This window comes from Candidatus Nitrospira bockiana, assembly GCF_965152565.1.
Genome location: NZ_OZ224215.1, coordinates 3,544,985 through 3,561,075, shown reverse-complemented (window position 1 = coordinate 3,561,075; position 16,091 = coordinate 3,544,985). Strand labels below are relative to the sequence as shown.

Genomic DNA, 16,091 nt, shown 5'->3' with positions numbered 1-16,091 from the left:
TGAGGAGGAAAAATTTAGTAGGAAGTCGAGGAAATGTAAATCGACGAAACAATTACAATCCGTCATCTAGGTAATCGCTACTCAGGTGGCGGCGCAGCGGTCCGGCAGCGTCTCAGCCGGTCGTCGTAACACGGCGAGGCCGCCGTCAATACTCGGTAGGTGGAAGGAGCGGCGGTCGGTGGAATTTCCGTCGGATCCCGTTCAGGCTCTCGAGGACCTTCCGTTGGCGAACCAGACGCGATTGGAGTTGCCGCTTTCCTGGAAAATCCAGAAGGGTGAGGCCCACCAGAATTGCGAGCACACCTTGTCCGGGGAGCACGAGCATGACGATTCCCAGCACGAGGAGGAGGACCGCGATGAGATTCTTCAGGAGCTTCCGTGTCAAGCGGAGCGCGGCCGGCTCAAGGGGGCTCACGATGGGTCAGGACTGGCGAAGTAATCGGCAGGGAGTTGGACGATCAGCACGGGAATCAGGATCATACTGAGGAGCAAGAGGACGCCGGAGCCCACGGAGCGTTACAACAGCGCCTTCGTCGAAAACCAGTGCTCCATCAGTCCTCCTTGACCTGCGCCGTCACGCTGCGAAGGACTGAGGCCCCGATCCATCTCGGTTCTTCGCCCGATGCGAGACGAGAATCGCCAGGCCGAGGAGCGCCCCGAGCGACATGAGCGCGTTCGTGAAGATGAAGACGGCGTCCCGAATCAGCCAGCTATAGAGCAAAAAGCCCCCGGAGGCGACCAATTGGCCGATGAACAACCATTGAGACACGCCCTTGCTCGTTCCCTCTTTCCATTGCCTGGTGATCTGCGTGAAGATGGTGAAGACGAGCACCGCCGAGGCGGTCCACCCGATCAGATCTCGGGGGGAGACGGACAAGACATCCAGGTTCATCACTGGATCATCACGCCTTGGTGAAGGCCGCCGGGTGCGGCCTTCACCGAGCCTTGATCAGGTCACGCCGACCGATCACCGCGAAGGATGCTCGGGTGTGGCGATCTCCACCACATAGCCCTTCGAATCGACGAGCAGGATCACCGGCTCATTGTCTTTCAGTGTGTCCAGCTTCTGGATCGGCGTGCGCACGGGAAATTCCCGCTCGCTGCCGTCTTTGCTCAGCCGAACCCGGATGTGCTCCTGATCGGGTGTGCCGAGGTGTATGGCCTCGATCCGGCGATGCGCGCCTTTGATGGGCGGTTTAAGACCGGGCTGGTCTTCCGCCTGCTCACCGGCCAGTTGTGCATCGACGATCTGCCCCGTTTCATCCAGCAAGAACAGAGCATCGACGCCGACCGGAATCGCGGACAGCTTACTGCGGGCGCGCGAGGCGACGGCGTATCCCCGCTCGCCCTCTTGCGTCTGGAGGATCGCCTTGTCATGCCCGACGGTGAGCGGTTCCGAGATGCGGCCGTGCAGGACCGTATGCGCCCGGTCCCTGTCCCGGGACGGGTGGTAATCCACGACCGCGTTGTGGTCGTTCATCGTGATCTCGATGGAATCGCCTTCGCGGATCGTTTGGTCCTTGTCGAGGCCGGGCTTCAACGGAAGGAACAAGGGCTGCGGATGTCCGATGTCCACCTCGATCTGCCCGCCACGGATTGCCTGGACGGTGCCAATGACCGTCCGATTACCCGGCAACGTTGCACCAACATTGCGGAGTGCATGCCCGCGGATGACGCCGTGGGACCGGATGACGTGGTGCTGGTCGGGCGGGGCTGCGAGGGCTTGGCAGAGTCGGAGAGCGCCCGCGGCCGGGCTGACTCCGAACCGGCCGATGAACAGCCCATCGCCAGCAGCAGGACGACAATGAGAAGCGACATGGACCCGGACCCCGCTCCTCGCGCGTGTCCCCGGCACCCGCCCGTCGAGGTTTCTAGATCACTCATGGCATCCCCCTTGTTGTGGTAATGTTATCGTCCGGTGCACCCGGGGGACTATCAGCGCGGCGCGGGAGAGTCGTCTCACGGGGCGGCATCCGCCATAAGCGGAGCACGTACGTAGCCACAGCCGAACGGCCGGGTCGTGAAGAGGCTCGGCAGGGCAATCGCCGCGACCGCTGGAGGGCCAAATGGCTCCGGAGGGTGGGGAGCACAGGAGGACCGTGGAGGAGTTGCGTTCTCCGCCCCGCCCCGTTAGAATCCGCCGAATTTTGCCATCGTCTATACTTAAGGCCCAGGCCTGGGACGATGGTACGCCAAGGGCTCGGTCCCAGCCCGAACGGTCTCGGGTTCAGTAACCCGACACCGCCCGAGAGACGGTCTATGCGGATCCCAACACAAGCCCACCTCGGCTTCGCCCCCGGTTCCTATCCACCTTCCGCCCGCCGCGCATGATTCAGAGTTTTGTCATTCTCTACCTGCTCGTCTCGGTCGGCATCGGGCTGTATGCCGCTACCCGGGTCCACAATACGAAGGACTTCGCCGTCGCCGGCCGGTCGTTGCCGCTGCCCATGGTCACCGCCACCGTCTTTGCCACCTGGTTCGGCGCTGAAACGGTCCTGGGCATTTCCGCCACCTTTGCCAAGGAGGGGCTGCGCGGCGTCGTCGCGGACCCCTTCGGCTCCAGCCTCTGTCTGATTCTTGCCGGGCTCTTTTTCGCCCGGCGCTTCTACCGGCTGAACCTCCTGACCATCGGCGATTACTATCGGTTGCGTTACAACCGGCCGGTCGAGGTCCTCTGCACGCTCTGCATCGTGGCCTCGTATCTCGGGTGGGTGTCGGCACAGATCAAGGCCTTAGGGTTGGTCTTCGCGATCGTGACCGACGGTGCGGTGAGCCAGCAGGCCGGAATGATCCTCGGTGCCGCCATCGTCCTCACGTATACGACCTTCGGGGGGATGTTCTCGGTCGCGATCCTGGATTTCGTGCAGATCAGCGTCATCATCGGCGGCATGCTGTACATCGGCTCTGTCATCAGCGGCCTGGCAGGCGGAGTCGACGTGGTCCTCGGCCGGGCGGCTGCGGAGGGGAAGCTCGATTTCTTTCCCGAGGCCGGACTCCGCCACTGGATTCCGTTCATCGGCGCCTGGATCACGATGATGCTGGGATCCATCCCGCAGCAGGACGTCTTCCAGCGCATTACATCGGCCAAGGATGAGCGGACCGCGGTGCGCGGTTCCGTCCTCGGAGGCGGTCTTTATTTCCTCTTTGCCTTCGTACCCATGTTCCTGGCCTATTCCGCGACCCTGGTGGACCCACGGGAATTCGGCGCCTTGCTCCAACAGGATGCCCAACTTGTGCTGCCAACCTTAATCCTCCAGCACACGCCGGCCGCCGCTCAAATCATCTTCTTCGGAGCGGTCCTCTCCGCGATCATGAGCTGCTCATCGGCCACGCTGCTGGCCCCATCGGTCGCGTTCAGCGAGAACATCATCAAAGGCATCTACCCCGACATGAGTGACCGGGTCTTCCTTCGTACGATGCGGACCGTCATGGTCGGGTTCGCCGCCGTCGTGCTTCTCTTTGCGTTGCATTCGGAAGCGACGATCTACAGAATGGTCGAGAATGCCTACAAGGTCACCCTGGTTGCCGCCTTCATCCCCTTGTTCGCCGGCCTCTACTGGAAGCGGGCGAATGGTCAGGGCGCCATGCTCGCCATAGTCTCGGGCCTCGCCACGTGGGTCGTCCTCGAGCTGTGGGGCGGCCGAGACACGGTCTGGCCGCCCCAGCTCGCCGGGTTTCTCGTGGCCGGGGCCGGCATGCTGGTCGGCTCACTCCTGCCCGATTGGCTCGGCCGACTCAGCCTCTCCGCGCTCGCCCGCCATCCCGCCTCCGACGGACCGTCCCGCCTTCTGCCTTCGAGCGAGCACATTCGGCAGCGGTAGCGACCGCACGTCCCTGGGTCGGCCCGTGTACAGGGGCCTAGGGGCCGTGCAAGACAGGCGGTCTTCGTAGGCGCGAGAAGCCGTCCTTCTGCGCGTGGCGCTGATGGCCGATGCGCATATTTCCGACGACAATGCAGCCATGCCGTCGTTGGAGTTCTTGCTGGCCGCGGCGCTGTTCGTCGCCCTCGCGCGGTACGTCGTGAGCGCGGGCGCGGATATGGGCATGGGGCTCACCTATGCCCTTGTATTCGGCGTCCATCGTCACGAGATCCGGAGACTGATCCTGCAGCGCGGAACGGGGCTCTGGGCCGCGAAGCAGGTCTGGCTGCTGTTCGTGGCGGCGGTCCTGCTCTGCGCCTTCCCCTTGGCGTTCGTCGAGATCCTGAGATCACTCCATGTTCCGATCGCCGTCTTCGGACTCGCCGTGCTGCTTCGTGCCGTCGGTACGGTGCGGTACGGCCAAAGCCCCCGGCTCGTATGGAGTGTGCTCTTCATCGTGTCCAACCTGCTGATGGCGTTCTTGTTGGGAGCCATGCTGGGTACCACGGCCGCCGGCTTTACCGCCGCCGGGGAGGGCTACGTCGGCCGCTTCATCCGTCCCTGGCTCGCGCCGTTGCCTGCGGCGGCCGGTCTTTTGATGGCCGGCTGGCTCATGTTGCTCTCGGCCGTGACGCTGTGGACGGAGGCGAGAGAACCTGTACGCGAGACGCTCCGAGGCACCGTCTTGCTGGCCGCGCTCCTTGCGTACGCCGCCAGCCTCGCGATCATGGTCCTCTTGCCGACGCAGACCCCGCTCGTGTGGCAGACCCTCAGCGGGTCGTGGTGGTGGCCGGTCCTCGCGTTGGTGATGATCGGGCTCGCCTTGATCGTGGTGGTATGCGCGTGGAAGGGGTGGGAAAGCCTGACGAAGGTCTTCGTGTTGGGTCATTTTGCCATGATGTTTCTCGCCTGGGGCCTGGCTCAGTACCCCTATCTCGTCGTGCCCCATCTCACCATCTATGATGCCGCGGTGCCAAAGGGCAGCTTACGGGTCCTGATGGCTGCGCTCCTCCTGGGTCCGGTCATCCTCTTCGCCGTGGGGTATCTGGTGTGGCGCTATATTCGGACCGACGTGCTCCTCAGTCGCCCGCACTGATCGTGACGTCCGGGGTGCGCCGTGGGGGCGTCAATCGCTTCCTTCCGCTTCCCGCACATAGATCGCGCTCAACAGCCCGGTCACCACATAGCCACCTCGGACTCGATAGACCCCGGAGGTCTCCGTCGCTTCTCGATGGGGGAACCGCCGAACGAGAAAGTTGTTGCGTTCGGAAGGGGTCTGGAACACCCACGCCTCGGTCGGCTGTAGCTCGTTCCACTCCGAACGGTCCCTCGATTCCCGCCACTCCGGATCCTTCGCCGGGTGCGGGACATGGTCCCTACGCCGAACGCTGCGTCGTGCGCCGCCGACGGCGACCAGGGCGAGCAATTGCTGATCGTCGTGAGGGGCCGGGTCGAACTCGGTCCAAATGACGAGGGTCGTTTTGTAAAGAGGGGCCCGCGGCGCATCCGCCACCTGGTCGATGGTTCGTGTTCTCATCGCGTTCCTTGTTCTGGTCGGGTGCTCACGCCGGCCCTCGGAATTGTGATGCTACGCGGGAGCCTCCCTCGTCCGATGCAAGGCGCCGAGGACTTCTTCATGCAATGCCAGGATCTTCAGGCGCCGGCCGCTGTCCTGCTCAGCAAGGGTGAAGAGGCATTCTCAAAGGAGTTGCGCCTGCTCCCACGTCAGGTCCAGGCACACGTGCGGAGCGCCGGTCGGCTGTCCGTCCTCTTTGGGCATCTCTCCGGTTCCTCTGTCCTCTCCGGCCGATTCTAACTCCGGCAGCGCGACGTCTCTATCGGCCCAGCAGGGACTTCACGATCAGCGAGGACCGGAAGCCGGGGGGATGCCGAAGCGTCATGCTGGTCTGACGGCCACTGCGCAGACATCTGACGCGCGGTCCGGTCCCGGCCGATTCCACGTGGCTGCCCGGCTGGGAGACGATAATCGCAGAGGAGTAAACATGCACTGGTACAGCAGATCGACGGCTCGGGCTGCGTTCATGGCCCTTGGCGTGCTCGCCCTCGGATGTGCGGGGCAAACGGGTCGATATCAGAGCGACATGAACCGCCCTCCGACGTTGAACGAGCGCCAGGTCGGTCCCGTCTATCAGCCGGTCCCGCCGGTTCCTCCGGTCCCGGCGACGGGGAATCTGGCCCCCGGTCCCGGCATTCGCTAGCCGGTGATCACCGGGTACCGCAAGCAGCACCCTCGACCGGAAGCCGTGGCCGCCTCCCACCGTCCGGCCATGGTGCTCCGCTGCACCAAGGGCAGGAGCCCTACGGGCGGCGTACTAGGGTGAAGCCCGAATTTACGGTCTGTAGGCTCTGGGGTAGGATGAGAGCAAGCAGTCGTCTTACACACTCCACCCAGGAGGACCCATGACCGCCTCTCCCTCCCTCACGCACGATGAGCTGAAAGCCGCGGAAGCCGCGTTTCGCGGTCTCCCTCGAAACCCGCAGTGGTCGGAACGGGCTCAAGCGGTCTACGACGGGATCATCGGCACGACCCAGGGGCGGAACATCGTGGACGAAGCCGCAGCCGTTGCCGTGGCAGGGTGACCATGAAGAAGGAGATTTTTCGGGTGTACCTCGTCGATGAGTGTGATCGCGTTCATCGACTACCGCTCCGGCGCTATGAAGAGCTGCTGACGGGAAGGGGTGAGCTCGCAGGGTGTGCCGACCGCGCGGTGCGGCTTGCAGAAGTGGGCTTCGGGCTCAATCCTGACCGGTCCGTCGTTCGCGCGATTGCGCGGTTCCCTGTCGTCCATCTCGGGCCGGACGGCCGTCGCGATCCACAGCGGATGCAGGAAGAGCAGTCGCTCGCGACCCGGGAGAGCCTTTCCATGGAGGGGAGCGAGTGGCAGGATCTCTACCGCGCTCAGCGTCTTGGCACGTTTCGCTGGGAGCCCAGCGGACCCATCCTCGAGCAATTACGGAACAAACTGCCGCGGGTCGGCGCGCGGTAACGGCTCACGCCGCGACGGGTCACGGACGGATCTGATCGTCGGCCTTCCCGCCGTCCATGCCGCCGGTGAGCCCGGCAATGGGCCGATTTGCCGCCTGTCCTTGACAACCGTTGAGCCTCGGCGCATTGTTCATGCGTCCCAGAGGAGGCCGCGGTGCAGCCGTCGAAGTCTCGGGTCGGATCCGTGGTATGTCAGACGAGGCCTTCTCGGGCCCACTCGAGAAGGCCTCACTGTTTTCAGTCGTCTGGCAAGGAGTGAAATGACGACGGACAGGCATCAGAAGTCCGCGGAAGACGCGCTTCGGGACAGTGAAGCCCTCCTGGCCGAGTCGCAGCGCATGGCCCATCTCGGCAGTTGGGAGCTCGACCTGTCCGACCTGGAGGACTTGAACCGAAACGAGTTGAGGTGGTCCGACGAATCGTTCCGGATCTTCGGGTACGAGCCCGGGGAAGTCCGCGTCACCAACGAGCTGTTTTTTGAGCATGTCCATCCAGACGACCGCAGCGCCATCGTGCAGGCGGTCGCCTTTGCCTTGCGCGGGGGTGGCCCCTATGAAATCGAGCACCGTATCACGCGGCGGGACGGCGTCGAGCGGCTTTGCCACCAGTGGGCGAGAGTCGAACGGGATCGGGATGGACGGCCCATCCGGATGATCGGCACGTGTCAAGATATCACCGAACGGAAGCGTGCCGAATGGGCGCTGCGCGACAGCGAGGCTCGCTTCCGGCAGGTGGTGGAGAACATCCGGGAGGTGTTTTGGATGAGCGATCCCGAAAAAGAACACATCCTGTACGTCAGCCCCGGGTACGAGCAGATTTGGGGCCGTTCCTGTGAGAGCTTGTACCGATCCCCGGGCTCCTGGCTCGAGTCGATTCATCCGGAGGATCATGAACGGGTTTTCCACGCCGCCCATGCCAAGCAACGAATCGGGGAATACAACGAGGAGTATCGTATCGTTCGCCCGGAGGGGACGATCCGCTGGATCCAGGACCGGGCCTTTCCGATCCGGGATGCCGCCGGTGAAGTCTACCGGATTGCGGGCATCGCCGAGGACATCACCGAACGAAAGGAGCGCGAGCGGGCGTTGAGCGAGAACGTCCGGACGATCTCCAAACAGGTCCGGCAGCTCTCGGCCTTGAACCAGGTGGTCCAAGCGATCACGTCCACCCTCGACATGGATCGTCTCCTGTCGACGATTCTCGCAGTGCTTTCGGAGCACCTGGGGTCGTTCCGTATCCTGCTCATGCTGTACGATGCCCGCCGTGGTGTGGCGCATGCCGCACGCATGACGGGGGTGCCCCTGGCTCTCGCCCGGGCGGCGGAGTGTCTGGAAGTGCCGGTGAAGGACGACGGAAGTCTTCAGGCCGAGCTGTTGATTCATGGGCGGCCGTTGACGATCAGTGATTGCCAGGCGGTGCCGAAGAAACAGCTCCCCGTACTGGCGCTGTTGCGTGCGGCCGGCGTCGCCGAGTGCACCTGTCTGCCGTTGAAAACGACTCACCAGGTGCTAGGGTTTATCGCCGTCGGGAACGGCAAGGATCACTGTTCGCCCGACGACCTGAATCTGCTCCAGACGATCGCAGGACAAATCAGCGTCGCGGTCGACCATGCCCGGACCTACCAAGAGTTGGAGCAGATGACACGCACGCTGGAGCGCCGGGTGGAGGAGCGCACGCAGGCTCTGCAGGCGGCCAACCAAAAGCTGCAAGAGTTGAACCGGCAAAAGTCGTCGTTCGTCTCGGTCGTCTCACATGAATTGAGGACGCCGATGACGTCGATCAAGGGGTATATCGAGAACATGCTTGACGGACTGACCGGGCAACTGACGGAGCGCCAGGGGTATTACTTGAGCCGCGTGCAATGCAATATCGACCGGCTGACCCGTCTGATCAACGATCTCCTCGATCTGTCGCGCATCGAGGCCGGCCGAGTGGAATTGAACCTGACGCTCGTCCAACTCCCCGAATTTTTGGCCGATGTCCTTGAGGTCTTCGAGCCGATGACCAGGGCGAAGGGATTGACGTTGCTGGCGGAGTACGCTCGGACGCCGTTGCTCGTCGAGGTCGATCGGGACAAGTTGAACCAGGTCCTCACCAATTTGCTCCAGAACGCGATCAAGTTCACGCCCGCCGGGGGACGGGTCTTGGTGCGAATGGAACCGGAGGGCGGCTGGGTGCGATTCTGCGTCGAGGATACCGGTTGCGGTATCCCTGAGTGCGAACTTCCGAGGGTCTTCGAGGGGTTTTATCGGGGTGAGTCCGTGAGACCGGATCAACGCGGTGCAGGACTGGGCCTAGCCATCAGCAAGAGCCTGGCCGAGCTGCATGGCGGGCGGATCTGGGTTGAAAGCCGGGTTGGATTGGGGAGCCGTTTCTCTTTCACGATTCCGATCAGACGGCCAGAGCGGACGAAACCACGGGGCATCGGCTGACGAGCAAGGGGCCGCGAGCGCCCCTTGCTGCACCGGCTACTTCTTCCCTTTCTTTCCCATCTCTTTCTTTCCCATCTTTTCTTCTTCCTGCGTGCTCGAGCTCTGCCCTTGTGGCGATTGGCTTCCCTGCTGCTGCTCCTTCATGCGCTCTTGATGCATCATTTCCTGGCTCTGCTGAGTTCCGCCTTTCCCCGGCGACCCGCCTCCTGTGCCCGTTCCTCCTGAACCGGTTTGCGCGGCAGCCGACCCGCCTCCGATGAGAAGCGCGAGTCCGGCGCAGCCGACCAGCAAGCCTTGTCTGAGCAGATCCATCGCACACCTCCTTCGCTATGGCTGATCCCTATGGTACGCGGGCCATTTCGGCCTTGTCTGTCCGACCGCCTGGTGATCCGCTGCGTCGACTCGGAGGAAAACGGGGTGCGCGAGTCAACAGTGGTCGCAGCGAACGGTCCGAACCGCTCCAATCGCCGCCCCCTGTGCCGGGGGCGAGGATGCCGGTGAACCCCTCCTGATTCCGCTGGGATCACGAGGCGTTATCAAAGCCCCCAAGGGCAGGGTCGATCGGGCAGCCGTTCAGGTCCCCGTGGTCCATTTCGTGCGGAATCTCAGATTGCAAGTCTTTGACAAGACAAGATGTTTGGATAGACTTTGACGGGACGACCGGGCAGGAGGAATATGGTCAGGACCTGGGGATGGCTTGGACAATATGCAGTTGCGATGCTCCTCGCCCCTCTCGCGGCTGCCTTTCTCAGTCAGCTCCCACTGTTTCGGTCGACCACGCTTGGGCACCTGGCCGTCACCGCCGCCGTCGCCGCGCGCATCACGGGCAACGGGCTCGCCCTCTACCTGCTCTGGCGGATGGCCACTCGCCTCTCGCTTCTCGGGACGGCCGACGATGAGCCCGCTCTGAGCTTCCTGCGGCACATCGTCCGTCCGTTCAGCGCCGTGCTCATGGTGTTTCTCGCGCACAAGACGCTCGTGCCGCATCTCCTGCCGCTCTTGGGAGACCTCGGGCGGATGGCCTATCCATGGCTGTTCATCGCGGCCAGTATGAGTGCCGCCGCCTGGTTCACGCTCACGTGGGTCGGCCATGTCGCGCTGCTCAGGGACAGCGTCCGGCGGTGGGTGAACGCCCGGGCGGCGATGGCCGCCTCATCTCCGAGTGTGAAGCAGGGCGGCACGGAGGCCGTATGTCTAAGCGACGGGCGCGAGCGGACGCTCATCCTGAAACCGGCAGACGTCACGCGTAGGCTGGGCCGCTATCACATCATCCGAGAGCTCGGCCGGGGATCCATGGGGATCGTCTATCTGGGTCAGGACCCCAAGATCCACCGCTGTGTCGCCATCAAGACCATGCGGCTCGATTTGGAAGACCCGGAGCATCTCAAAGAGGTGCGCGATCGATTCTTCCGGGAGGCTGAGTCGACCGGCCGGCTGACCCACCCGAACATCATCACGATCTTCGACGCCGGGGAAGAAGGGGAGCTCGGCTACATCGCCATGGAATTCCTCGAAGGTACGACGCTGAGCGCCTGGTGCCGGAGGGGGCAGCTCCTAGCGCCGAAGCGGGCGGTTGAGCTCGCCGCCACGGTCGCTGACGCGCTGGACTACGCCCACGAGCACGGGGTTGTGCATCGGGACATCAAACCGTCCAATATCATGGTCACGAAGGACCACAAGGTCAAGGTGATGGATTTCGGAGTCGCCCGGATGATGAGCGCGTCGAAAAGCCAGACGACGGCGATTCTTGGAACACCCAGCTACATGTCCCCCGAGCAGGTCGCCGGTGAGCAGGTGGACGGGCGCTCCGACGTCTTTTCGCTCGGTGTCGTCCTGTTCGAGTTGTTGACGAGTGAAAAGCCGTTCGAGGCCGAGAACCTCTCCTCGTTGCTCTTCAAGATCGCCCATGAGCCGCCTCCGCGCCTCCGCGCCAAACGCCCCGACCTGCCGACGGCGTTGGAGGCCATCATCGATCGCGCCCTTGAGAAGGAGCTGGAACGACGATATCGATACGCCCGCGACCTGGCTCATGCCCTGCGCGAATCATTACAGATGGTTGCCGTCTAACGAGGGATGGAGCGCGTGGAGATTCGCCATGCCGCCGTTTCCGATGTGGGCTTGAAGCGGTCGCAGAACGAGGACCGTTTCTACGCCGATTCGGGACTCGGGCTCTTCATCGTGTGCGACGGTATGGGCGGCGGAAATGCCGGCGAGGTCGCCAGCACCCTGGCCGTCGAGATGATCCAGAAGCATGTCATGACGGCCGCTCAGGACCCGGCCCTTCCGCTCGTAGGGGACTACGATGAGACGGTCCTGCCTCAGACGAATCGCCTGGCCAGCGCCATCCGCCTGGCCAACCGTACGGTGCACGCTGAATCGCACGAGCCGCGGTATGCCGGCATGGGGACCACGGTCGTTGCGGCGTGGATTGCCGGGCAGGTCGTCTCGCTGGCGCATGTCGGGGACAGCCGGCTCTACCTCGTTCGCGACAACCGGATCCAGCTACTCACGACGGACCACTCCCTGATCATGGAGCAGGTCCGTCAAGGCCTCCTGACCGAAGAGCAGGCTGAGCATGCCCCGCATCGAAATGTCGTCACGCGTGCGCTCGGTATAGAGCGGGCAGTGGACGTGGAACTTGGTGAAGTGCCGGTCGTGAACGGCGACATCCTGTTGCTCTGCTCGGACGGCCTCACACGTGGGGTCAACCCGCGGGATATCGTCCGGGTGATCCAGCGGGAGCAAGACCTCCATGCCGCCGCCGAGCGACTGATCGGGATGGCCAATCTCGCAGGCGGCGAAGACAATACGACGGTGGTGCTCGTGACCGTGGAGGAAGGGGAGCGGCCGAGTTTCTGGCGGCGGTTGCGGAACCATGTCTTGCCGGAACAGCGGTGAGAGGAGGAATCATGGGGGAAGCGGCGGTGCAGCGACCGAAGATCATCGTCACCTACAACGAGTCGATCGTGACGGAGCTCGAGCTGGAAGGCGAGGAAGTCACCATCGGACGAAAACCCGGAAATACGCTCGTCCTCGACGACGCGGCCGTCTCCGGTCAGCATGCCCGTGTCGTGAAGATCCAGTCGGTGTTTTTTCTGGAGGATCTCAAGAGCACGAACGGGACGTTCATCAATGAGACGCGGATCGATCGCCAGCAACTGAAGGACCGCGACGTCGTCTCGATCGGCAAGCACCGATTGCTCTTCCGAGAACACAACGCCCAGGCACTGCGCCACGGCTCCCCGGACAGCGTCGATCCCGACAAGACGGTGATCTTGAAAGGGCAAAGGCGGGGCGAGATGGGAAATGAGACGTGTCGGATCGCCGTGCTCCAGGTCGTGGGCGGAAAAACGGACCGCAAGGAATACCACCTGAACAGCAAGCTCACGATCATCGGGGCTCAGGACAATGCCGCGGTGAAGCTCAGGGGGTGGTTTGCACCGAAGGTCGCCGCCATGATCGGGCGCCGAGGCGAGGGCTACTACATTACGGCGTCCGAAGAGGGGAGGAAGGTCCAGGTCAACGACCGACCGGTCCGCGGCCAATCCGATTTGAACGATGGTGATCTGATCGAAGTCGCGGGCGTCAAGCTGTACTTCTGCCTCAAGGAGTCATAGCAAGTCGACCAGCGCCTGATAACAGCGGTCGCTCACGTGCTTATAGTGCTCCTTCAGGCACTGGACGAGGCGGCCGCCGCCTGACCCTTGGACGACTCGGCAATACTGCTTGATGTCTCCCTCACACTGGAGCTTCACCTGCTGGAGCGCGTGGCTCAGACGGGCCGTTCGCTGCTGAATCTGCTCCTGACACCCCGGTGACAGCTTTCCGAGGTGATCTTCGAAGCACTTGCGTCGTCGTCCCCCTCCCGGCTGGATCCCTTCACACATCTTCTCGAGCTCGGCGCGGCAGCGGGGTCCCATGGCCAGCGCTGTGTCGGGACCCTCTCCGGTCAGCATGGGAGGAAGGGCCGGTGCCTCGCGGGGCTGCGGTGTAGGCGAAGCCGGTGAAGGCGCGACCTCAGGCGGCGGTGAGCCGCTCGGGGGAAGGACGAGAGAAGTCGAGGGCGGCACCGGAGCTTGAATCGTGGCGACGTCGACAGCTTGATCCTGGGATCGGAGGCTGACGAAGACGGCCGCCCAGAGGAGACCGAGGACGAGCGCGCTCAGCGCGATGACGATCAGCGAGGCCTTGGCTCGCGGTGAGAGACCCACCTCTTCTCCTTGATGCGGCGGCGATCGGTGTTCACAAGGATATGTCAAAAGGGGAGAAAAATCGACTCCGGTTGATCTACCATCACAGCTCGTTCGGGTGAGACAAGAGCCAGGCGGAAAATGCAGGAAGGCGGAAGCTGAGGAGCCGCTGGAGCTTGCCGCAGTCGAGCGAGGTGTCCCGGGGACGCGGTGGGCCGGGGAGATCCAGCCGTGAGGCGGGCTTCCGTCGTGCCGTCACGTCCGGCCAGTATCGGGCAAGGCATTCGCCGATGTCCCATCGGGAAAGTCGTTCGGCCCCTGCAAGGTGATAGAGCCCGGGCTTGCCGCGGGCGACCAATTCCCAGACGGCCTGGGCCGTCACGGAGGCGGGGATCGGGCAGCGAAATTCGTCGGTGAACAGATGCAGGGTATGCCCTGCTTGCCAAGCTCGATACATCTCTTCGTTGAACGCGCGGTTGCCGTTCGCCGACCGGCCGGCATTCAAGGACGTGCGGATGACCGTGTGCCGGGGATTGGCGAGGACGATGCGTTCGGCCTCGACCTTGGTCTTTGCGTAGACCGTGTGCGGGCGGACCTCGGCATCCTCGTCGTACCATCCCCTTTCTCCATCGAACACGAGATCCGTCGAGAAGACGACGAACGGGATGTCTCGGGCCAAGTCGGCCAAGTGCGCGGTCGCCTCGACGTTGACACGATGGGCTTCCGCCGGATCTCGTTCACATGCCGCAATCCGCGTCATCGCGGCACAATGGATCACCATTGAGGGCTGCAGTCGTTCGAACATCTCCACCACTGCCGACCGGTCCGTTACGTCGAGCGTGGCATGCCTTGACCCGACCACGCGCCACGGATCATCTCGGCGTAAGGCCGCTCGGAGCAGCGCGTCGGCGATGAGGCCGCCTGCCCCGGTGATCCAGACGAGCGGCGTGCTGTCAGTCATGAGCACTCACCTGATTGGCTGGCCGGACACTCGGTGCAGCGCTCGACAATTTACTTGAAAAATTGAGGGCTTTATAGTACTTTTTCGCTTCATTTTTGATCTGAAAGGACCCCATGGCCGTTCCGATCTCGCAGATGTACACCGTCGCGAAGTACGTGCTGACCCAGCGCATCAAGGGGGTGGAGCGGTACCCGCTCGTCCTGATGCTGGAACCCTTGTTTCGTTGCAATCTCGCCTGCGCGGGGTGCGGCAAGATTCAGTATCCGGACCATATCCTGGACAAACGCCTGACGCCGCAGCAATGCTGGGATGCCGCCGACGAGTGCGGCGCGCCCATGGTCAGCATTCCAGGCGGCGAGCCGCTGATCCATCCGGAGATGCCGCAGATCGTTTGCGGGCTGATCGAACGGAAGAAGTACGTGTACCTCTGCACGAACGCGATCCTCCTCGAGCGAAAGCTCGACGACTATGCGCCTTCGAAATATCTGACCTTCAGCGTGCACATGGATGGACTGCGCGAGGACCACGACCATGCGGTCTGCCGAGACGGCGTGTACGACATCGCCGTGAAGGCCATCCGGGAGGCGTTGAAGCGCGGCTTCCGGGTGACGACTAATACCACGTTGTTCGACGACGCCGACCCCGTGCGGGTTCGGGCGTTTTTCGATGAGATGATGGCGTTGGGCGTCGAAGGCATGATGGTTTCACCCGGGTACAGTTATCAGAAGGCTCCCGATCAAAAGAACTTTCTCAAGCGCGACAAGACCAGGCAGCTCTTCAGCCGTATCCTTGGCGACCGAAAGCGGGAGTGGCGGTTCAATCAATCGCCGCTCTTCCTCGAGTTCTTAATGGGTCAACGCGAGTATCAGTGTACCCCCTGGGGCAACCCGACCTACAATGTCTTCGGGTGGCAAAAGCCGTGTTATCTGCTGCAGGAGGGCTATGCCAAATCATTCCGGGAGCTGCTCGAGTCGACGAACTGGGAGCGGTACGGCACCGGCCGGAACGACAAATGCGCCGACTGCATGGTGCACTGTGGTTACGAGGCATCCGCGGTCGCGGATACCTTCGGCTCCTGGTCGGGTTTCGGCCGGACCGTGAAGCTGACCCTCTTGCCTGACTCCCGCTAGCTGCGTTCTTCCCTCATTCGATGACGACCACGCATCACTTTCCCTCCGATTCCGAGTCGCTCGAGGGGCGCCTGTTTCGGCCGGCCTCGCCGCAAGAGCTCGCCGAAGCCATTGAGCAGGCGTTTGATTATCGAGGGGACGTAACCCTCGAGCTACGCTCCGGTGCCAAGCTCGAGGGCTTCGTGTTCAACCGGGACTCGGGAGCCGCCGAGCCGTTCCTTGAGCTCTACCCCGTTCACGAAGCGGGAATGCGACGAGTGCCTTATGCAGAGGTCGCTGCCATTGCGTTTACCGGGAAGGACACCGCGTCGGGGAAATCCTGGGAAGCGTGGGTGGCCAAGAAAGACGCGCAACGACGGGCCGAGGCTGAACAAGCGGCCGCCGACGCGAGAGCACGCGGGCATCTTTGATCCGGTCGGCGGCGCCATCCGAGGGCCTCGACGCCGCGCTGAGCCGGTCATTTCTAAGGTCTCTCCCTAAGACGAGACGCGCGCGCCGCCGTACCGGTGAT

General features: G+C 63.2%; 18 protein-coding genes. 11 read left to right on the top strand and 7 right to left on the bottom strand.

Annotation, left to right across the window (positions count from 1 at the left end; all coding sequences use genetic code 11):
• Positions 1-145 precede the first annotated feature (145 nt).
• The 3 genes from ACWHYV_RS17410 to ACWHYV_RS17400 form a co-directional block, all read right to left on the bottom strand.
• Positions 146-325, bottom strand: a complete 180-nt coding sequence (locus ACWHYV_RS17410; RefSeq protein ID WP_447980744.1) for a hypothetical protein — start codon at positions 323-325, stop codon at positions 146-148.
• A gap of 249 nt (positions 326-574) precedes the next feature.
• Positions 575-892 carry a SemiSWEET family transporter gene (locus ACWHYV_RS17405; RefSeq protein ID WP_447977756.1) on the bottom strand — a complete coding sequence of 106 codons (318 nt, stop codon included), beginning with the start codon at positions 890-892 and terminating at the stop codon, positions 575-577.
• A gap of 75 nt (positions 893-967) precedes the next feature.
• Entirely contained in the window at positions 968-1,855 is an 888-nt protein-coding gene (locus tag ACWHYV_RS17400; RefSeq protein WP_447977755.1) for a hypothetical protein, read from the bottom strand.
• Between the two features lie 472 nt (positions 1,856-2,327).
• Here ACWHYV_RS17400 and ACWHYV_RS17395 point away from each other — a divergent pair, with 472 nt between their 5' ends.
• Complete coding sequence (locus tag ACWHYV_RS17395; RefSeq protein ID WP_447977754.1) at positions 2,328-3,821, top strand: sodium:solute symporter family protein; 1,494 nt, start codon at positions 2,328-2,330, stop codon at positions 3,819-3,821.
• 103 nt (positions 3,822-3,924) lie between these two features.
• The gene (locus tag ACWHYV_RS17390) at positions 3,925-4,956 is read left to right on the top strand and encodes a cytochrome d ubiquinol oxidase subunit II (protein ID WP_447977753.1); all 1,032 of its coding nucleotides are present in this window, start codon (positions 3,925-3,927) and stop codon (positions 4,954-4,956) included.
• 30 nt (positions 4,957-4,986) lie between these two features.
• Here ACWHYV_RS17390 and ACWHYV_RS17385 read toward each other — a convergent pair whose 3' ends face one another.
• Positions 4,987-5,397 (bottom strand): hypothetical protein, encoded by a 411-nt coding sequence (locus tag ACWHYV_RS17385; protein WP_447977752.1) that lies wholly within the window; start codon positions 5,395-5,397, stop codon positions 4,987-4,989.
• A 466-nt stretch (positions 5,398-5,863) separates the two neighbouring features.
• On the opposite strand from ACWHYV_RS17385, the gene ACWHYV_RS17380 reads away from it, so the two are divergent.
• The 4 genes from ACWHYV_RS17380 (at position 5,864) to ACWHYV_RS17365 (ending at position 9,299) form a co-directional block, all read left to right on the top strand.
• The gene (locus tag ACWHYV_RS17380; RefSeq protein WP_447977751.1) at positions 5,864-6,079 is read left to right on the top strand and encodes a hypothetical protein; all 216 of its coding nucleotides are present in this window, start codon (positions 5,864-5,866) and stop codon (positions 6,077-6,079) included.
• A gap of 202 nt (positions 6,080-6,281) precedes the next feature.
• Entirely contained in the window at positions 6,282-6,461 is a 180-nt protein-coding gene (locus ACWHYV_RS17375; protein ID WP_447977750.1) for a hypothetical protein, read from the top strand.
• A gap of 2 nt (positions 6,462-6,463) precedes the next feature.
• On the top strand, positions 6,464-6,868 hold the full coding sequence (locus ACWHYV_RS17370) for a hypothetical protein (RefSeq protein WP_447977749.1): 405 nt from the start codon (positions 6,464-6,466) through the stop codon (positions 6,866-6,868).
• Between the two features lie 259 nt (positions 6,869-7,127).
• Positions 7,128-9,299, top strand: a complete 2,172-nt coding sequence (locus ACWHYV_RS17365; protein WP_447977748.1) for a PAS domain-containing protein — start codon at positions 7,128-7,130, stop codon at positions 9,297-9,299.
• A 36-nt stretch (positions 9,300-9,335) separates the two neighbouring features.
• Here ACWHYV_RS17365 and ACWHYV_RS17360 read toward each other — a convergent pair whose 3' ends face one another.
• Positions 9,336-9,611, bottom strand: a complete 276-nt coding sequence (locus tag ACWHYV_RS17360; protein WP_447977747.1) for a hypothetical protein — start codon at positions 9,609-9,611, stop codon at positions 9,336-9,338.
• A 363-nt stretch (positions 9,612-9,974) separates the two neighbouring features.
• On the opposite strand from ACWHYV_RS17360, the gene ACWHYV_RS17355 reads away from it, so the two are divergent.
• From ACWHYV_RS17355 to ACWHYV_RS17345, 3 genes are read left to right on the top strand one after another with little or no spacing between them, the layout of a single operon-like run.
• A complete protein-coding gene (locus ACWHYV_RS17355; protein ID WP_447977746.1) occupies positions 9,975-11,366 on the top strand; it encodes a serine/threonine-protein kinase in 1,392 nt (463 codons plus the stop codon).
• 6 nt (positions 11,367-11,372) lie between these two features.
• Positions 11,373-12,197, top strand: a complete 825-nt coding sequence (locus tag ACWHYV_RS17350) for a Stp1/IreP family PP2C-type Ser/Thr phosphatase (RefSeq protein ID WP_447977745.1) — start codon at positions 11,373-11,375, stop codon at positions 12,195-12,197.
• Between the two features lie 11 nt (positions 12,198-12,208).
• Entirely contained in the window at positions 12,209-12,916 is a 708-nt protein-coding gene (locus ACWHYV_RS17345; RefSeq protein WP_447977744.1) for an FHA domain-containing protein, read from the top strand.
• Here ACWHYV_RS17345 and ACWHYV_RS17340 read toward each other — a convergent pair.
• Both ACWHYV_RS17340 and ACWHYV_RS17335 read right to left on the bottom strand, forming a co-directional pair.
• On the bottom strand, positions 12,911-13,510 hold the full coding sequence (locus tag ACWHYV_RS17340) for a hypothetical protein (RefSeq protein WP_447977743.1): 600 nt from the start codon (positions 13,508-13,510) through the stop codon (positions 12,911-12,913). The two genes, ACWHYV_RS17345 and ACWHYV_RS17340, sit on opposite strands and share 6 nt — an antisense overlap.
• Positions 13,511-13,592: 82 nt before the next feature.
• On the bottom strand, positions 13,593-14,450 hold the full coding sequence (locus tag ACWHYV_RS17335; RefSeq protein WP_447977742.1) for an SDR family oxidoreductase: 858 nt from the start codon (positions 14,448-14,450) through the stop codon (positions 13,593-13,595).
• Between the two features lie 113 nt (positions 14,451-14,563).
• Between ACWHYV_RS17335 and hpnH the strand changes: the two genes are divergently transcribed.
• On the top strand, positions 14,564-15,580 hold the full coding sequence (hpnH, locus tag ACWHYV_RS17330) for an adenosyl-hopene transferase HpnH (RefSeq protein ID WP_447977741.1): 1,017 nt from the start codon (positions 14,564-14,566) through the stop codon (positions 15,578-15,580).
• Positions 15,581-15,600: 20 nt separating this feature from the next.
• Positions 15,601-15,990: a hypothetical protein gene (locus ACWHYV_RS17325; protein ID WP_447977740.1), complete on the top strand. Its 390-nt coding sequence runs from the start codon at positions 15,601-15,603 to the stop codon at positions 15,988-15,990.
• Positions 15,991-16,091 lie beyond the last annotated feature (101 nt).